The sequence below is a fragment of the Luteimonas aestuarii genome, assembly GCF_004357985.1.
Lineage (GTDB): Bacteria > Pseudomonadota > Gammaproteobacteria > Xanthomonadales > Xanthomonadaceae > Luteimonas > Luteimonas aestuarii.
Genome location: NZ_SMTF01000035.1, coordinates 1 through 1,061, shown reverse-complemented (window position 1 = coordinate 1,061; position 1,061 = coordinate 1). Strand labels below are relative to the sequence as shown.

General features: G+C 66.4%; 1 protein-coding gene. It reads left to right on the top strand.

The window, feature by feature from the left end; all coding sequences use genetic code 11:
- A partial coding sequence (gene tuf, locus E2F46_RS17365) for an elongation factor Tu (RefSeq protein ID WP_133323837.1) occupies positions 1 to 1,061 on the top strand: 1,061 nt, incomplete at its 5' end.

The window sequence follows — 1,061 nt, the reverse complement described above, 5'->3', positions numbered from 1 at the left end:
TCAAGGCCTATGACGCGATCGACGCGGCGCCGGAAGAGAAGGCGCGCGGGATCACGATCTCGACCGCACACGTGGAATACGAGTCCCCGACGCGCCACTACGCGCACGTGGACTGCCCTGGCCACGCCGACTACGTGAAGAACATGATCACGGGTGCTGCGCAGATGGACGGCGCGATCCTGGTGTGCTCGGCCGCGGACGGCCCGATGCCGCAGACGCGCGAGCACATCCTGCTGTCGCGCCAGGTGGGCGTGCCGTACATCGTGGTGTTCCTGAACAAGGCGGACATGGTGGACGACGCCGAGCTGCTGGAGCTGGTGGAGATGGAAGTCCGCGAGCTGCTGAGCAAGTACGAGTTCCCGGGCGACGACACCCCGATCATCTCGGGTTCGGCGCGCCTGGCGCTGGAAGGCGACCAGTCGGAGATCGGCGTGCCAGCGATCCTGAAGCTGGTGGACGCGCTGGACAGCTGGATCCCGGAGCCGGAGCGCGACATCGACAAGCCGTTCCTGATGCCGGTGGAAGACGTGTTCTCGATCTCGGGCCGCGGCACCGTGGTGACCGGCCGTATCGAGCGCGGCGTGATCAAGGTGGGCGAGGAAATCGAGATCGTCGGCATCCGTCCGACGCAGAAGACGACGGTCACGGGCGTGGAAATGTTCCGCAAGCTGCTGGACCAGGGGCAGGCGGGCGACAACGCGGGCCTGCTGCTGCGCGGCACCAAGCGCGACGACGTGGAGCGCGGCCAGGTGCTGTGCAAGCCGGGTTCGATCACCCCGCACACGAGCTTCGAGGCCGAGGTGTACGTGCTGTCGAAGGACGAGGGCGGCCGTCATACGCCGTTCTTCAAGGGTTACCGCCCGCAGTTCTACTTCCGTACGACGGACATCACCGGTGCGGTGACCCTGCCCGAGGGCGTGGAGATGGTGATGCCGGGCGACAACGTGAAGATGGTGGTGGAGCTGATCAACCCGGTGGCGATGGACGAAGGCCTGCGTTTCGCGATCCGCGAAGGCGGCCGTACGGTCGGCGCCGGCGTGGTGAGCAAGATCGTCAAGTGA